This window comes from Bacillus sp. FSL K6-3154 (assembly GCF_040869395.1).
Lineage (GTDB): Bacteria > Bacillota > Bacilli > Bacillales > Bacillaceae > Bacillus > Bacillus safensis.
In genome coordinates this window covers 2,617,688-2,634,176 of sequence record NZ_CP152033.1, presented here as the reverse complement: position 1 = coordinate 2,634,176, position 16,489 = coordinate 2,617,688, and the positions used below count along the sequence as shown (strand labels likewise).

Here is a 16,489-nt window from a genome sequence, read left to right as displayed (position 1 = left end):
TTGTAAATAATGTTTTTTGCATGAAAACGTGAAAACATCCTCACATTAAAACAGATTGTATAAACAAAAGGAGGAATCTCAATGCAAAACGATCAGCAGCCAATGTTTCAAGGAAACGCTGAGCAGCCTGAACTCAACCATGGCGGGCATGAGTTATTCGATTTACATGAAATTTTAGCCGGCACGATTAATATTTTGGATCAATATATGATCCTGCGGCAATTTATTCAAGATCCTGCATTATCCGACATCCTGGATCGACAATATCAATTCGTTTTATCCCAGTACAATGTCACTGTAGATTGTTTTTCTACAGGCCAAAAGCCTAGTGAAGAAACCGCTACTTATATGATGAAAGAACACACACAAGTGACATACGGAATCAAACCTACTCAGCCGAAGAAGCCGAATCAGTCCTTACAGGATGTAAAAGACTTAGGCATCACAGGACATATGCTCAGCCTAGTCAAATCACACGCTGGGTTACTTTCCATGTCCGCATTAGAAGTTACAAACCCTGTTGTCAGACGTGTGCTTGCTGCGCAGATCCCGAACTTTATCGAAATGGCCTATGAAATTTTCTTGTATCAAAACAAGCATGGCTACTATCAAGTTCCTCAGCTTTCCAAACAAGACATGACAGCCATGACGACAGCTTTTGCACCGCTTCAAGGGCAGGTTCAAATGCCTCCTAGTAAGGCCGATCAACAAAGGCCTCTTCATTAAAAAAACGGCTGACCCCTTCTCTGGTCAGCCGTTTTTTCTTTGGTACATCACTTTGAACTGTTCTTCAAAATCTGTGAGCCTCTCCCCAGTCGCCTGTTCAAAGCCGCTAGCAAATTGGCCCGTTTTCGCAGTTTCCTCCATGATCTCATGTATGACATCTCGTCCGTAAAGCTGCACCAGCTCATAGATCATATAATAGCTTTGTAAATAAACATCTGTCTCATACGTTACCCGGGAGTTCTGCCAGTCCTGATCAGAATGAAGAGAGTGAAATGGAATCACGTCGAAGCGTTCAGACGTAGCATTTAACACGTCATAGGCCGTCCACTCTGCTGTTCCCTCGTGGAACCAAAGCGGAAAAATGCCTGGAGATACTTCATATGAATGGACCTTTTCATAGAAAACAAAATGAGCATACTCATGAATAAAAAGCGAATTGAAAAAGTATAAAGGCAGTGTCTCTTTCTTCAATAATGCTTCCCGTTTATCTGGATATAAACCAATCATTTGATCATGATCAGAGTAAAATCCGGTTATATGCTTAATTCCAGCCATTTGTTCGATCGTCTCTTTATCATCAAAATAAATAACGTCTAAAGGTCTGTCAGCTTCAAACTGAAACACTGACGCTGTTCTCTTCTCTGCCTGTTTCATGGCCTCTATGGTTATATCAACAAAAGCATCCTCTTCCTCTGCATAGTAGATTCGAATATGTTCATAGACTTGCTTATTGAGTCCCTCCGTAATAACCGTTTTAGGAGAAGACTGCTCCAAATATTGTCCTGTCAGCTGAAACGCAACATAAATCAAGTACGCGGTGAAAGCATAAAAAATCAGACCTGCTGCAATCATCCCGCTTACAAGTTTTTTATGAATCAATGACGGCCTTGCTTTCATTTGCTCCCCACCTGAATTCATCCTGCACCCTCTTTCTCTCTCTATGAAGAAACAAAGATCAACAAGAGGTGATATATTTTTTACTTTATGCAGTCAGGTGCGCGAGGTGCGGTTCCAAACAAAAAAGCCGCATATGACATACGGCTTTTGTCGTAGCTATTTTGATTCAGGGAAGACACGTCTAACCGTTTCAGTAAATTCATCGAAAAATCCTGAAATCGGCTCTCCGCTTTTAATACGTTTTCCATAACCTTGCATACGATCGACAAAGTCTGGATTAGCAGATACATACACGTTGTCGATTTGTTGATCGGTTGATTTGACTTTGTCTGAAATTTTCTTTTTCAGATCGTCCGTCACATCACCGCTTTTATTGCCTTCAAGTACAACGGCAACAAATGCATTTTTTCCTGTGACAAGTACGTTCGCTGTTTTCACTTCAGACATATTGGCTACGAGCTCTGACGCCTTATCTGACACTTTGACCTTCTGAGGTGTTTGAACATCTGGCTGATCCTGCCTCATGTTGTCATTCTTATATGTGACATTTTCATACTGCCGTTTCATTGTTCCTCTACGCTCATCGCCTTGGTTGTTCATTCCACACCCAGCAGTGATTAAGGTTGGCACGAGCAGTAAAGATAGCATCCATTTCTTATTCATCAATTATTCCCTCCTTTTGCTCATAGGTTTTTCATCCAGCCGGCTTTTTATGCACATATCCTCTCTTTCCGCAAAATGAATTCATAATTCAGCTGTGATTGGTCATCCTAAACTTGATGAAAGATCATCACGATCAAATGGAGGGATTCGTTTGTTTAAAAAAAGAAAAGGTATGAGCACTGGCGCAATGATCGCAGTATCAACAGCTATCATTGCATTATTCTCCCCGGTTTTACGAAGAAGGCTGAAAAGCATGACACAAATGAATATGTCTTCAATGATGAAAGGCGCAAACCATCAGCACCAAGATTCATCTCGTCATGAGTCCCGCTCACATAAGGAATCAAAAGGAACAGGTGAAGTTGGCCAAATGATCAAGCAGGCATTCACAGCTGTCCAGCCAAATCAAACGAACCAGCACCAATCACCATCAAGAACTCATCAGCCAAGAGAGTCTTATGCGCAATCTCTACACATTGATGAAAGTGTGATGAATGTGATGGATGATGAATCGATCCAGCAAGTCATCAATGACATCGAGCACAAATAATAAAACAGGAGCCTTCATAAAAAGAGGCTCCTGTTTATTCTCCTGAAAAATGTTCTTTGACCATAAGACAAAAGGAAGGTAGAAATGTGATTTCGATTGTTGTAATGAAGTCGTCATGATGCTCTAATATCAGCAAAAGCTCCTTTTCTTCCTTCCGATCTTTTTTAATCTCTACATGCTGCACTGTTTTAAAATCATATATTCCTAAAACGGATTCGGTCTTTTTTCGAACGACGTTTAAGCTAAACTCCTTCATAGCAAGCGACATGTTCACAACAAATTGCTCCTCTTGATTCTCGAACCGAAAAGTCAAATCTTGATATTCAACCGGCATTTCTTTTTCAAATCCGGCATCTGGCATTTTTTCAAAAAAAGAAAGCCAGTCCGTTTGATCTGGAAAGCGTTTTCCTCGCATTTTCTTCAATTCCTCATCATTAAAATTTTTATTAATTATCTTTTTTCCCCTTTTCTTTTGCAACAAATTTTAGTAATTTTAAAAAGGTGATTCTATTTGCTAAGAGACCTCTTTATTAATTTAACAATTCTTGTTACTTTCCATTACTTATTTATACTTGTGTTTAAAGAGAATTTTCTAAAGAAAGAAGATACCTTGCTCAGACAAATATGCAAAGGCATGCTTTCTGGGTTACTCGGTGTCCTTTTAATGTTCTTCTCTATTAAAACAGGGCCAGCGATCATCGATTTAAGACATATTCCCCTTATTTTAACAGCCTTTTATGGAGGCATCGCTCAAACAATGATTGCGGCCTTTGTTGTCATCATTGGCCGATTATTAATTGAAGCCAACATCGCTTCTTCCATCAATATTTTTTCCATGATGTTTATCGCAGCCGCTTCTTTTTTGATTGCAGAGCGTCATATGAATCATGTTGTGAAAATGCTGTTATCCATTACGATTGGTAATGTGGTTGCCACAAGCCTGTTCATCTTGATCGTGCATGAGACATCATTTCAACTGCATTTTACTTATTGGGTTTTCTCATATATTGCTGGGTTGTTTAATTTTTATATCATTGAGCATCAAACAAAAGCATATCAGCTGTTAAATTTGTATAAATTCCAAGCTCATTATGACTTTTTAACAGGTGTTTTAAATAAACGGAAGTTCGATGAGGTATTAAGTGATGCTTTTACTAAGAAGTTGAAGCAGCCTATCCATCAAATGTCCCTTATTTACCTAGACATCGATTACTTCAAAACCATCAATGATCAATATGGGCATCATGAGGGAGATATTGTTTTAAAAGAAATCGGTACAAGACTGATTAAAAACACAAGAAGCTCTGATTATATTGGTCGGATTGGCGGTGAAGAATTCGCTGTCCTTCTACCAAATTGTACAATTGAAAAAACATGGCAGATTGCAGAACGCTTGCGAAAAAAAATAGCCGATCAGCCGATTTATTTAAAAAACGGTCTGTCCATTCACACTACGGTATCAATTGGATGTGCTTATTCTCATGGAACTGGTGCAGACATCAAGCAATTACCGATTATAGCTGATCAGGAGCTCTATAAAGCGAAGGAGTCCGGCCGAAATCAAGTGAGCTTTTCAGAGAGAAAAAAAGACCATTTGACATAGGCATTTTCCTCAATTTGTTAGCACTAATTATTTTTAAAAAAGTTTTCGTATAACAGTTGTTTTTTCCCGCAAACACTGGTAAAGTAAAGGTAATTATTTTTGTTCGTATCATCTTTAAGAAGAAAGTTTTGAAAGAGTTTTCGTCTTTGAAGTTTGTGTAAGAGCAAGAATAGTGAATTTAAGCGTTAAGATCGCTTTAGGAGGAAATTTCATGTTAGAAGGTAAAGTAAAATGGTTCAACTCTGAAAAAGGTTTCGGATTCATCGAAGTAGAAGGTCAAGACGATGTATTCGTTCACTTCTCTGCTATCCAAGGCGAAGGCTTCAAAACTTTAGAAGAAGGTCAATCAGTTTCTTTCGAAATCGTTGAAGGTAACCGTGGACCACAAGCTGCTAACGTTAACAAAGCGTAATTTAAGAGCATCTGCTCTTTTAGCACTTTATAGAGTGAAGGAAAACCGCCCGGCTTCTGCCGGCGGTTTTTTTGTACCATAAAAAAAGAGAACCTGATGAGAGGTTCTCTTTTTTATTTGTCCTTCTGCTTTAGCTTCTGCAAAGCAGAACGATACATATCATCATTCATTTTTGTCTCTGGTTCTTCTTCTTTGACAGGTGGTTCTGGCTGCTTAAACTTTTGAAGCGCCTGTCTATAGAAATCGTCGCCAGACGCAGCATCATCCGTTTGAGAAGGCTCTGACGCTTTTTTTTCAACTTCAGGCTCTACATGTCTCGCCACAGCTTCTGGCTCGCTATGCGGCACGTCAGGCTGTTTGGAGACATCTTCTTTGATCTCTTCCTTATCGGCTGATGCGTGTCTGACATTGAACGCTACTAATCCAATAATGACTAGAACAGCAGCTACTAACGCTACAATAATCGTCGCCAAAAGAACCCTCTCCTTATCGCTTAAATGATGCAGTGACTGATGCTACACGTCTTCCTAGTGCTTTTCCAAGTTCAATGCCTTCAGTCGAAATCAATTCATCTGAATCGATCGGACATGTCACACCAGCTCCATAGTAAGAGCCGTATAAAGCATTCTCTGGAACATTTCCAGGAAGGCCGACAACAAGCATTCCTTGGTGGAACATTGGTGTGATCAAATTATGCATTGTCATTTCTAAACCGCCGTGTGTTGTAGCAGTTGTACAGAAAACAGCACCGACTTTATCGATTAGTTTTCCTTCTGCCCATAAGTAGCCGAGACGGTCAATCCATGTCTTTAACCCAGAACTAATGGTACCAAAGTGGCCAGGGCAGCCCCAAATGATCGCATCCATTTGATCAAGCTTGCGAATATCCGCATCTTTCACGTGATCAATGAATACTTCAGCTTGCTCTGTTTCACCCGCGCCTGCTGCAATCGCTTCTGCAAGTGCTTTTGTATGGTCACCTTCACTATCGTATACAACATAAATTTTCATGTACGGTCCCTCCACACTTATCTTGCATCTTGGTTTGCTTCCTTAGGTGCTGGAAGCAGTGATATTTCTTGTTTCTTATGCTGCTGTTCTTTTCGCTTTTTATCCTTACGAACATCTCGCAGGAACAAGCTGAGAATGACACCAGCCGCACAGAATAATGTCACCCACATATAAGCATCATTGATACCCATCACGTTTGAATCGATCTGTGCTTTCGTAAAGAGCTGGGTGGATACATATTTTTGAGCAGCTTCTGCTGTCATACCCATATGATGCATCACATTCGATACAGCCGCCTGGAATGAATTCATAAAGAACGGGTCCGCTGTATTTGTTTGATCCGCCATATTGGAATAATGGAATGTCGTCCGATTCGTATAAATCGTTGTGATCAAACTCGTACCGATGGAACCGCTAATTTGTCTTAATGTATTAGACATCGCTGTACCATGGCTGTTTAAGTGCTGCGGTAATTGGTTCATCCCTGCTGTCATAACTGGCATCATCAAGAGTGACATACCAAATGCACGTACTGCATACATGAGCACTATGTGACTATAGGAAGTATCAATGGTCAGCTTTGTAAACTCATATGTCGTGACAACGGTAATGAGCATCCCCACTATGGCAAGCGGACGAGGTCCAAATTTATCAAACAAGATTCCTGAAATCGGGGACATAATGAGCATCGCAAGTGCCCCTGGAAGCATTAATAGCCCAGATTGCAATGCCGTAAACCCAACGAGGTTTTGCAGATAAATCGGAAGTAAGAACATCCCTGTATATAAAGCAACCGTAATAATGATGTTAATGACACTTGATAATGAGAAAATGCTGTATTTAAATACGCGGAAATCAAGCATCGGATTATCAACTTTCAACTGTTGGAAAATAAAGAGAATGATCGCAATCGCACCAATAATAATCGTAGATAAGACGATCGGATCTGTCCAACCATCACTTCCTGCTTCACTCACTCCGTATAGAAGGGAAGCAAAACCAACGATTGAAAGAATCGCACCAAGACTGTCCAGCTTGATTTTTTTAGGCTCTACAATATTTCTAAACATAAAGAAAGCCGCGATAATGACAATCGCACCGATTGGCACAAGTCCATAAAACATAATACGCCAAGAATAATGTTCAATAATGTAACCAGATAATGTTGGTCCTACTGCAGGAGCAAACATCATCGCAAGACCAAAAATCCCCATTCCTTTCCCTCTGTTTTCCGGAGGGAAAATAAAAAGGATTGTTGTCATGACAAGCGGCTGTAAGATACCGCCGCCGACAGCCTGAATCAAACGGCCGATAAGCATCGTTGAAAAGTTTGGCGCAATGCCGCAAATAAATGTACCTAGTGTAAACGAGATCATAGCCACTAGGAATAAGCTGCGCTGTCCAAAACGTGTGATTAAAAACGCAGACAACGGAATCAGCACACCGTTGACAAGCATGTAGCCTGTTGTCAGCCACTGAATCGTCGTTGCACTCACATTAAATTCTGTCATTAAATGGGGCATGGCTACGTTCAAAAGCGTTTGGTTTAAAATCGCTACGAACAAACCGGCCATTAAAATGATCAGTAAAGACAAGGAGCCTGTTCCCTGTTTTGTCGCTGCAGGTTGATTTGCCATCTCAGACAACCTCCTTTCATTTTTTGATATCAATCATCATTAAGATGAAATTTTGACAGAAGCATTCATACCTGGAAGTACTTTGTCTGATGGGTTTTTAATTGAAATTTTCACTGCTACTTTTTGTGTTACTTTTGTATAGTTGCCACTTGAATTAGTTGCTGGCAGCATATTGAATGTTGAGTTTGTCGCATAACCAATTTGTTCAACAGTTCCTTCAAATGTTGTATCAGGATCTCCATCTACAACGATGTCGACTTTGTCGCCTTTTTCAATGTTTTTAATATCTGTTTCTTTAATATTTGCTGTGATGTAAAGCTTGCTTAAATCGATTGTTTCACCAAGAACTGTACCAGGCTGCACTTGTTGGTTGTTTTGGATTTCTTTTTTGACTAATGTGCCATCAGCCACTGCTTTAATGTTTGTTTTTGTTTGTCCTTCAACTTTTGCAACTGTGCTGTCTTTATCCACTTCGTCACCTTCGTTGATATCCCAGCCTTTGATTTGTCCAGCTGCTGGTGCTGTAATTTGATACATGTCACCTGTCACTTTTGCCTCATCTGTTTTAACAAAGTTTGTGCTTTCGTAGTAGTAATAAGCACCTCCGGCAATAATGGCAAGAATCACAATAAGGCCAATAATGTTCGTTAGCAATAAACGCCCTCTGTTCATGTTTTGTTTCTCCTTTCATGTATAAAGATATAGTGTCATCTGCTTTAGCAAACTTAGAATGCCCATCATCTGACAGAATATGAAACAAGCTCAACAATCTGTCCTTTTCCCTTCATCTACTCCCGCCCCTATCATGGTGTGCAGCCCATTTATATTTATTGTTCACTTATGAGCAAAGAGCAGAAAAAGAAGAAAAGACGATCGGCATCTTTTTTGAAAAACTTATATTTAACAAGATTAAATATTAATAAATGAAAATTGAAATGTCAAAGAGAAAGTTTTACTTTTTTTCTGGCGATCCTTTCCTTCTCCACACAAAAAACCTTTCAGCCCTTATGCTGAAAGGTTTTTTCAAATGTGCTCGTTATGAATGAACTTCTTCCTGCTGAAAAAATTTTTTTAGTGCGAGAAAAACGTCTGATTTTTGCTTCAAAATATAATGCTTAAATTTCTCATCCTGAATATGCTTATATGCTGACATTAACGTAGAATGGCGGTTGTATTGATTCACTTCACCATAGCAGAATAAATTGGCTTTTTTCATGATCTCAGAAACAAGTTTCACACACCGGGCGTTGTCTGAGGTCAAATTGTCACCATCAGAAAAATGAAAAGGATAAATATTATATCGCGACGGCGGGTATCGTTCGTCTATGAGCTCTAGTGCCTTTCGATAGACAGACGAGCAAATGGTCCCCCCGCTCTCACCCCGTGAGAAGAAATGTTCTTCGTCTACCACCTTCGCCTCTGTATGGTGGGCAATAAATTCAATATCGACCGTCTCATACTTTGTCCGTAAGAAACGTGTCATCCAAAAGAAAAAACTTCGCGCCATATATTTTTCCCAAAGTCCCATACTTCCACTCGTATCCATCATTGCCAAAACGACGGCTTTCGACTCTGGTTTGGTCACTTCATTCCACGTTTTATACTTGATATCCTCTGGGTAGATTGGATAAAAGGAAGGACTGCCTGTCATCGCATTTCGTTTAAATGCCGACAGCATCGTTCGTTTTTTGTGGATATTTCCTGTTAACCCGGTTTTGCGAATATCGTTAAACTCAATTTGTTCGACAATGATGTCGTCAAGCTCCTTTTGCTTGAGGTTTGGCAGCTCCAGTTCACGAAACAGTGCTTCCTCGAGATCCATTAATGAGACTTCTGCTTCGTAATAATCCTCACCAGCTTGATCTCCAGCGCCCTGGCCCTTTCCTTGGCCCTGCTTACTGTCTGAGCCGTCGCGCGCAACAACATCTCCAACCTCACTGTCTCCATCGCCTTGACCTACATGCTTATTTTTGTCGTAGTTATACCGAATTTTATATTCATCTAATGAACGGATCGGAATTTTCACAACATCTTTTCCATTCGACATGATGATGCTTTCTTCTGTGACAAGATCCGGCAAATTGTTTTTAATCGCCTCTTTGACTTTTTTCTGATGACGCTGCTGGTCGTCATAGCCTTTTCGATGGAGGGACCAGTCTTCCTGTGACACAATAAACTGACTTTTTTCTTGCCGGGACATCCATCCCCCTCCTCACCTATTTGCACAATTCTTCTAACCATCGATTCCTTTATTCTATGCTGCTTGTCATCCAAGTTGACGATCATTTCTAAAAAAGACATTACCGGTGCTGATGCGCCAATAATGCCTCCTTCATTTATTAACGGTTCAGAAGACTGCCTACATATTTTAAAAGTTCATTTGCACTTGTTGAATTATAGCCATGCTCATCAATCAATCTAGCCACTACTTCATTGACCTTCTTCAGCTGCTGTTCATCCGGTGTCTTCGTCGATGTCGTGATTTTCACCACATCTTTTAGATCAGCAAACAGCTTCTTCTGAATGGCCTCCCGCAATCTCTCATGCGAATTATAATCAAAGCGTTTTCCCTTTCTCGCATAAGCCGAAATACGAATCAGAATTTCTTCTCTAAATGCCTTTTTGGCGTTTTCAGAAATACCGATCTGCTCTTCAATTGAACGCATGAGCTTTTCATCAGGATTCATTTCTTCACCAGTTAACGGATCACGCAGCTTGTTTTTATTGCAGTATGCCTCGACATTATCTAAGTAATTATCCATCAGCGTTTTCGCAGACTCCTCATAGGAATACACAAAGGCCTTTTGCACTTCCTTCTTCGCAATATCATCATACTCTTTTCGCGCGACTGAAATGAAATTCAAATAACGCTCCCGGTCCTCGCTGGAGATAGACGGATGCTGATCAAGCCCTTCTTTTAAGGAGCGAAGAACATCCAGTGCATTGATCGATTCCATATTCTTTCGAATAATGGTAGATGAAATTCGGTTAATCACATACCGCGGATCAATTCCGCTCATCCCTTCGTCATGAAATTCCTTTTTCATCTCATCAATGTCGACTGATTGGAAGCCTTCGACACTTTCTCCGTCATACAGACGCATTTTTTTCACCAAATCAATATCAGAACGCTTCGGCTCTTTTAATCTCGTCAAAATGGAGAACATTGCTGCTACCTTCAGCGTATGCGGGGCAATATGCACATCTGAGACATCACTTTCTGAAATCATTTTATGATAAATGCGTTCTTCTTCTGTGACCTTTAAGTTATAAGGAATTGGCATCACAATAATTCTTGAATGGAGCGCCTCGTTCTTTTTATTTGAAATAAACGACCGGTACTCGGTTTCATTCGTATGGGCGACGATCAATTCATCTGCACTAATCAAGGCGAATCTTCCTGCCTTAAAATTCCCTTCCTGCGTTAATGACAGGAGGTGCCAGAGAAATTTCTCATCACACTTTAACATCTCCTGAAACTCCATCATCCCTCGGTTTGCTTTATTGAGTTCTCCATCAAAGCGGTAGGCGCGGGGATCTGACTCTGATCCAAATTCAGCAATGGTTGAAAAATCGATGCTGCCTGTTAAATCGGCAATGTCCTGAGATTTCGGATCAGACGGACTAAAGGTACCAATGCCGGTCCGTTTATCTTCAGAGAAAAAGATCCGCTCGACCCTTACATCCTCAATTCTGCCGCCATATTCCTCTTCCAGTCTCATCATGTTCAGAGGCGACAAATTCCCCTGCACACGAACCCCATATTCTCTATAGAAATCCTCCCGCAGATTTTGCGGAATGAGATGAAGCGGATCTTCATGCATAGGGCAGCCTTTGATCGCATAAACTGCGCCATGATCTGTCAATGAATATTCTTCAAGTCCTCTTTTCAATCTAGTGACAAGCGTCGATTTCCCCCCGCTTACTGGTCCCATCAGTAATAAAATACGCTTCCTGACGTCTAGCCGCTTTGCAGCAGGGTGAAAATATTCCTCTACTAATCTTTCGAGTGATTCCTCTAACCCAAACAGCTCCTGATCAAAAAATTTGTAGGTTCTGACCCCATTCTCCTCTTCAATCCCGCTGTCTTTAATCATATGATAAACGCGAGAATGAGCAGATTGAGCGACAAGTGGATTTTCCTTAATAATGTCTAAATAATCGCTGAATGTGCCTTCCCATTTGAGACGCTGCTCTTCTTCTCTGTGCTGTTCGATTTTCTTTAAAATATCCATATGAACCTCCTCTTTCAAGATTGAAGCTAGAAATCAGATACTGTTTTACAATCTATGCGGAGGCGTCCTATTACATGCTTTCGTTCTTCAAAATGACGAATTGGCAAACTGAATTGACAACCATCCGCAAGACCCTTCATAATAAAGGAAAAATAGGAGAAAAATGATTTTCTTCTCCTGCTTTTCAAGGTGAACTTCACATCATATGAAACAGGCAGCGAACGGAACAAAGGGATAAGGGGGAGCTTATATGAGAACGGTCATTATGATGGGCGTCATCATTACGTTTTTAGTATCCATTTTCACTGCTGGCTACGAAGGCAAGCCTGGTAAATGAAAAAAAGGATGTTCCATTTGCGGAACATCCTTTTCATTTTCAACATGTCAAAAAAAGTGATTTCACATAAAAAAGCCGAGTTCAGTATCTCGGCTTTTATCATGATCTTATGTGAGATCGCGATATTGCTGCTGGCGAAGTGCCTCATATACAAGAATGGCTGCCGTATTCGACAGATTCAGAGAACGAACATGCTCTGTCATCGGTAAACGAAGACAACGGTCCATATTTTGTTCAATCAAATCTTTCGGCAATCCACTTGTCTCTCTTCCAAACACAAAGAAATAGTCTTCATCCAGCTGAGAGTAATCAAATGTTGTGTGCGGCTTTTGGCCAAATTTAGTGATATAGAAAAATTGCCCCTTCGGATGTGCCTCAAACAATTCATCAAGTGAATCATGATAGACCACATTGGCAAATTTCCAATAATCGAGTCCTGCACGCTTCAGCATTTTGTCATCTGTCGAAAAACCAAGCGGACGAATCAGATGAAGGGTTGTATTTGTTGCTGCACATGTACGCGCAATATTTCCAGTATTAGCTGGAATCTCTGGTTGATATAAAACGACATGAAGTCCCAAAAAAGTTCACCTCTAATTTTCTTTTCCGCTCAACATTATACCACTAACTATCCTTCGCGGCATCGTCCAAAATGTGAAAAAACATATATCGAATAGCAGGTGTATAGGCAGTCGAATCCTCATATGACCAATAACGCATGCGGCAGTCATACGTCTGTGCATTCACAAGAGGCATTCCGCCTTTGTCATGATCAACGACAATGGTTGTATGATTATACCTTCCATCACCTTCAAAATCGTAGCAAATGACATCACCAATTTGAAGCTCGTGCGCTTCTTTAAGTTTCTTTGCTCTCAAACCCGCTTTTGAATTCGCTAAATAATTTTTCATCGAATGAGCCACCGTCCAGCTATAGCTCCACGTATGCGGACGCACCCACCAGCCAGACCCGCGGTTCGGATACCCTCTCGTTGGCGCATTCCCTGCTTTCAAACATTGTGAAATAAAATTTGTACAGTTATCTTCAAAGTTTTTATAGGCTGGATTCCGTTTATTCCAATATGTCTCCGCATACTTCACGGCAGCCCGCCGGTCATAATGAAAGGCTCTCCCAAATTGATCTTCGGTCTGAAAGCGCTCATCCAAATGCTCTTCCCATTGCCGTTCTTCTAACATCATCCGATCTTTGACAAGCATGTTGTTATAAAGAAATGCTTCTCTTTTTTCCACCTGTTCCTCTAAATAAAAAGAATCGTCTACATCCTTGCATACATATGTGAGATGAGCAAGGTACTGCACATGCTGAGCCCCATCATCTTGAATGGCTGAATCGAGAAGTTTTGTTTTTGCTTTTGCCTTCACAATCTCAACCTGTCTTCTAGCAAAAAGCTCTTTTTTCCGCTCTACTGCTTCCACATCAGACATAAGCTGCGGCTGTTTGATTGCACGGTCATTGATTAAATACGCCAGCCTGTCTTCTAAAGTTTTCTCTAATAATTGTTTCACACAGACACCACCAAACATTTTTTAAAATCTTTGTTTGGTTCATTCTATGTTCACAGGGATGTTATTTAGTATTTAAAGGTGTCTGTAAAAGCTCAATCCCTTTCACAATCTCCTCTTTCGCTTCTTCATCACTTTCCCGCTCAAGGGCCTTTTCCAGCTCTGGGAGCTGCTGATCATCACCAATTTTGCCAATTGCCCATGCAGCCGTTCCTCGAATGACCGGCCTTGGATCCTTGTGCATCAACTCAATTAATACTGGTAAGGCAGATGTATCTTTAAAATGAGCGAGTGCCAAAATTGCATTCCGCTGAATGGGCTTTTTCCCCCGCCATGAACCTGAAACATGACCGTATTTTTCCTTAAACTCACGATTGCTGATCGTCAGAAGCGGCTTTAACAGCGGCTTCGCAATTTCAGGGTCTGGCTCCATTTCAGGATGCAGATGAAAGTCTTTTCCTTTATTGATCGGGCAGACAGTTTGACATGTATCACACCCGTACAATCGATTCCCTATTTTCGAACGAAACTCATCAGGTAAAAAGCCTTTTGTCTGCGTTAAAAATGAAATACACCGCTGAGAATTCAGCTGTCCTGGATTCACCAGCGCACCCGTTGGACACGAATCCACACATTTATTGCAAGTTCCGCACTGGTCTTCAATTTTCTCATCCGGTTCAAATGGGACATTTGTGATCATTTCAGCCAAATACACATAAGATCCAAACTCTGGCGTGATAATCATACAGTTTTTTGCACTAAAACCAATGCCAGCACGTTCCGCTACAGCACGATCAGACAATTCTCCTGTATCCACCATTGATTTTGTCCGTATATCAACATGTTTGCTTCGCAAAAATTCTTCGAGCATATCAAGCTTTTTTTTCAGCACAACATGATAATCCGTTCCCCATGAAGCCCGGCAAAAAATCCCCCGTCTCGCATCCTTTGTACTTCGAGGAGCATCTTTCATTTTGGAAGGATACGCGAGCGCTATCGCAACAATTGATTTGGCCTTCGGAAGCAGCAAAGAAGGGTTTGTCCTTTTTTCAATATCAGGCTCTTCAAAGCCTGACAAATACCCTAACGATTCATGTAAGATGAGGCGGTCCTTTAATGAATCAAATGTGTCGGCACTTGCAAATCGAATTTTATCGACACCAATTTCTTTCGCATATTGAATCAATTCTTCTTTTAATTCTCCAACATGAATCACCTTGCAAACCTCCTTTCTTTGTTTCTTCTGTTGTTTTCAGTATAATACGAGTGTATCATGACCGATTGGAGTGAGTCACTGTGAAGATACATATGGAAATTTCTCATCCTCAAAACCCGTCTATCCATGTTGGACAGATTGAATATTCGCATATTGAAGTGGGTACATCACCTCAAATGTTAAAAGGCCGATTACGCCTGTTTCAAGAATCCCTATTTTTTGAATACGAAGATAAAGTTTTAGAAGAAGTATCAGCCATCAAAGAATGGACGGATATTTTAAAAGACGTTCCTTTCCTTCCACTTCTTTCTAACATCCAAAAGGAACAATTTATTGACTCGACCAATTCCGTACAGGATTTGTCGATATTTTTCTCACTAAAATATTTCTTACCTATCCTGACTTTAGATGCCGATCGCATCAAAGGACCGCTTTCAGTGGCAAAACATGAGGCTGGTCACATCGAATGGCAGGACAGCGCAGGACTGAATGGATTATTTTCTCAAGCAAGTAAAGCACAAATTTCTCAAGACACAAAGAACATTCTTCAAATCATCCTTTTCCCGCCATCTATTTCCCGGGAAAAGAGTGAAGCTCTTATTCAATCCTTGACGAAGATGTTTGTACAAATACATGGCGGAGAAAGCAAATATGAACTCATTGAAAAAGCACTGTAGCCTGACAGTGCTTTTTCACATTATACTGACATAATAAAAAACGCAACACTTCGTTTATCTAAGAAACGAAATACTGCGTTATAAACAAAGTTATGTATTGGAGCGGGTGATGAGAATCGAACTCACGACATCAGCTTGGAAGGCTGAGGTTTTACCACTAAACTACACCCGCATCAATCTTTTAAAAGCAACGTCATCGCGTTGACTTTTATTATGTTACAACTTTCTTAACAATTCGTCAAGAGAATATGAAGATTTTTCGTCAAAAAACTTCATATTCTCCGTATATATTACGATAGTTATTTATCTAGCTGGATATAAAATAAGTATGCATGTGACTTATTTTTCAGCGCTTGCTTTGGATTCTTCTGAATTTCCTCAAGCATTGGTGAATTTCCATCCTTCCCCATTGCCGCTGTATACGCAATCAGTGCCTTTCCTCCAGAAGCAACTTTGACAGTTTCAGATTGTGCAGAAAATACATAGTCACTTACTTTGAACGGAAAGCTTGATGTCGCTTTCGTCATCCCATCATTCTTTTTATTTGACCAAATACTAAATTGTGATTCATATGTATCTTTCTCATGATGTAATTGAAGAAGTACATTCACCGTTTGGTCGGTTCCATCCTGGTGTAAAGTAAAGGTAGCAGATGATGCTTCCTTATCCACTAATCGTCCATTTTTGTAATGACTCCCCATAAACGTAATACTCTTATTCTTCTTCGTTAATCCTTTCAGTGTCAGAGCCACCTTTTCATTAGTCGTTGCTGCTTCTAGTAAGTTTTTTTCTTTTTTTGAGAGTTTCATTTGTTCGATGGTTACTTGGTTTTTAGTGGCAGGCTCTGTTTTTATTGTCGAAACCGTCTTTTCGGTTGTCGTGGTTTCTTCGGCCTTCTCGCCGCATCCTGCTAATAGAAAAACTGTGAATAAAAGAATGCTCCATTTTTTAAACATTGTGATCCCCTTTGATGTTTTTTATTTCTTATTATACTAAAATTT

General features: G+C 40.4%; 18 protein-coding genes and 1 tRNA gene. 5 read left to right on the top strand and 14 right to left on the bottom strand.

From position 1 onward, the window contains the following. The first annotated feature begins 81 nt into the window (after positions 1 to 81). On the top strand, positions 82 to 726 hold the full coding sequence (locus MHH61_RS13560; protein ID WP_125587343.1) for a spore coat protein: 645 nt from the start codon (positions 82 to 84) through the stop codon (positions 724 to 726). A 24-nt stretch (positions 727 to 750) separates the two neighbouring features. Here MHH61_RS13560 and MHH61_RS13555 read toward each other — a convergent pair whose 3' ends face one another. Together MHH61_RS13555 and MHH61_RS13550 are read right to left on the bottom strand one after the other, a co-directional pair. Then, positions 751 to 1,623 carry a hypothetical protein gene (locus tag MHH61_RS13555; RefSeq protein ID WP_125587362.1) on the bottom strand — a complete coding sequence of 291 codons (873 nt, stop codon included), beginning with the start codon at positions 1,621 to 1,623 and terminating at the stop codon, positions 751 to 753. A gap of 156 nt (positions 1,624 to 1,779) precedes the next feature. Next, positions 1,780 to 2,286, bottom strand: a complete 507-nt coding sequence (locus MHH61_RS13550) for a YhcN/YlaJ family sporulation lipoprotein (protein WP_034623898.1) — start codon at positions 2,284 to 2,286, stop codon at positions 1,780 to 1,782. Between the two features lie 151 nt (positions 2,287 to 2,437). Between MHH61_RS13550 and MHH61_RS13545 the strand changes: the two genes are divergently transcribed. Then, a complete protein-coding gene (locus tag MHH61_RS13545) occupies positions 2,438 to 2,836 on the top strand; it encodes a hypothetical protein (protein ID WP_024426613.1) in 399 nt (132 codons plus the stop codon). A gap of 34 nt (positions 2,837 to 2,870) precedes the next feature. Here MHH61_RS13545 and MHH61_RS13540 read toward each other — a convergent pair whose 3' ends face one another. Continuing rightward, a complete protein-coding gene (locus tag MHH61_RS13540) occupies positions 2,871 to 3,251 on the bottom strand; it encodes a hypothetical protein (RefSeq protein WP_125587344.1) in 381 nt (126 codons plus the stop codon). Positions 3,252 to 3,347: 96 nt separating this feature from the next. On the opposite strand from MHH61_RS13540, the gene MHH61_RS13535 reads away from it, so the two are divergent. Further along, positions 3,348 to 4,439: a diguanylate cyclase gene (locus tag MHH61_RS13535; RefSeq protein ID WP_125587345.1), complete on the top strand. Its 1,092-nt coding sequence runs from the start codon at positions 3,348 to 3,350 to the stop codon at positions 4,437 to 4,439. A 211-nt stretch (positions 4,440 to 4,650) separates the two neighbouring features. Continuing rightward, entirely contained in the window at positions 4,651 to 4,851 is a 201-nt protein-coding gene (cspB, locus tag MHH61_RS13530) for a cold shock-like protein CspB (protein WP_008349061.1), read from the top strand. 113 nt (positions 4,852 to 4,964) lie between these two features. Here cspB and MHH61_RS13525 read toward each other — a convergent pair whose 3' ends face one another. From MHH61_RS13525 to queG, 9 genes are all read right to left on the bottom strand, one after another. Next, positions 4,965 to 5,324 (bottom strand): hypothetical protein, encoded by a 360-nt coding sequence (locus tag MHH61_RS13525; protein ID WP_025093303.1) that lies wholly within the window; start codon positions 5,322 to 5,324, stop codon positions 4,965 to 4,967. Positions 5,325 to 5,337: 13 nt separating this feature from the next. Continuing rightward, positions 5,338 to 5,862 carry an NAD(P)H-dependent oxidoreductase gene (locus MHH61_RS13520; protein WP_024425322.1) on the bottom strand — a complete coding sequence of 175 codons (525 nt, stop codon included), beginning with the start codon at positions 5,860 to 5,862 and terminating at the stop codon, positions 5,338 to 5,340. A 17-nt stretch (positions 5,863 to 5,879) separates the two neighbouring features. Further along, on the bottom strand, positions 5,880 to 7,499 hold the full coding sequence (locus tag MHH61_RS13515) for a DHA2 family efflux MFS transporter permease subunit (protein ID WP_125587346.1): 1,620 nt from the start codon (positions 7,497 to 7,499) through the stop codon (positions 5,880 to 5,882). 39 nt (positions 7,500 to 7,538) lie between these two features. Further along, positions 7,539 to 8,171 (bottom strand): HlyD family efflux transporter periplasmic adaptor subunit, encoded by a 633-nt coding sequence (locus tag MHH61_RS13510; RefSeq protein WP_125587347.1) that lies wholly within the window; start codon positions 8,169 to 8,171, stop codon positions 7,539 to 7,541. 364 nt (positions 8,172 to 8,535) lie between these two features. Then, a complete protein-coding gene (gene yhbH, locus MHH61_RS13505) occupies positions 8,536 to 9,699 on the bottom strand; it encodes a sporulation protein YhbH (RefSeq protein ID WP_034282299.1) in 1,164 nt (387 codons plus the stop codon). A gap of 139 nt (positions 9,700 to 9,838) precedes the next feature. After that, positions 9,839 to 11,734, bottom strand: coding sequence for a PrkA family serine protein kinase (locus MHH61_RS13500; protein WP_368004453.1), 1,896 nt, complete (start codon positions 11,732 to 11,734; stop codon positions 9,839 to 9,841). A 444-nt stretch (positions 11,735 to 12,178) separates the two neighbouring features. Then, on the bottom strand, positions 12,179 to 12,652 hold the full coding sequence (trmL, locus tag MHH61_RS13495; protein ID WP_125587348.1) for a tRNA (uridine(34)/cytosine(34)/5-carboxymethylaminomethyluridine(34)-2'-O)-methyltransferase TrmL: 474 nt from the start codon (positions 12,650 to 12,652) through the stop codon (positions 12,179 to 12,181). 43 nt (positions 12,653 to 12,695) lie between these two features. After that, entirely contained in the window at positions 12,696 to 13,598 is a 903-nt protein-coding gene (locus tag MHH61_RS13490; protein WP_125587349.1) for an amidase domain-containing protein, read from the bottom strand. A 61-nt stretch (positions 13,599 to 13,659) separates the two neighbouring features. After that, positions 13,660 to 14,808: a tRNA epoxyqueuosine(34) reductase QueG gene (queG, locus tag MHH61_RS13485; protein ID WP_024427417.1), complete on the bottom strand. Its 1,149-nt coding sequence runs from the start codon at positions 14,806 to 14,808 to the stop codon at positions 13,660 to 13,662. A gap of 83 nt (positions 14,809 to 14,891) precedes the next feature. On the opposite strand from queG, the gene MHH61_RS13480 reads away from it, so the two are divergent. Then, positions 14,892 to 15,488, top strand: a complete 597-nt coding sequence (locus tag MHH61_RS13480; RefSeq protein WP_241218609.1) for a hypothetical protein — start codon at positions 14,892 to 14,894, stop codon at positions 15,486 to 15,488. Positions 15,489 to 15,586: 98 nt separating this feature from the next. Here the strand turns inward: MHH61_RS13480 and MHH61_RS13475 are convergent. Both MHH61_RS13475 and MHH61_RS13470 read right to left on the bottom strand, forming a co-directional pair. Further along, positions 15,587 to 15,660 (bottom strand) — tRNA-Gly (locus MHH61_RS13475). A 127-nt stretch (positions 15,661 to 15,787) separates the two neighbouring features. Further along, positions 15,788 to 16,444, bottom strand: a complete 657-nt coding sequence (locus MHH61_RS13470) for a hypothetical protein (protein ID WP_125587350.1) — start codon at positions 16,442 to 16,444, stop codon at positions 15,788 to 15,790. Positions 16,445 to 16,489: the final 45 nt, after the last annotated feature.